The following is a 300-nucleotide window of genomic DNA, read 5'->3' on the forward strand; positions in this document are numbered from 1 at the left end:
AAGAACCGATCCAGCAAATCATTCCAAAAGCTAGGATCATATAACATTGACGCAGTAACCGATTTCCCAAAGCACTTCCTAACTTTCTTTATCCGAAACTCGCATCGAGCTATATTCTTATTATTACTCCCCTGTTCCTTTCCTTTATCGTAAAACGAAAGTTCTTTCTCTGCTGTTTGAAACGTAATTCCTGTAGGATATGAAAGACGCCTAAAATAAGGTAAATCTAACATCCGATTGAAATATTCTATTGGAGACCGCTGTAACTCCAAATCCATTGCTGAATCCATTCTAGTCACA

General features: G+C 37.7%; 1 pseudogene. It reads right to left on the minus strand.

Going from position 1 to position 300, the window contains the following annotated elements:
• Positions 1–278 (minus strand): annotated as a pseudogene (locus DWY79_RS23240) (hypothetical protein); the annotation flags it as partial.
• Positions 279–300: the final 22 nt, after the last annotated feature.

Source organism: Parabacteroides sp. AF27-14 (assembly GCF_003635425.1).
Classification (GTDB): domain Bacteria; phylum Bacteroidota; class Bacteroidia; order Bacteroidales; family Tannerellaceae; genus Parabacteroides; species Parabacteroides distasonis.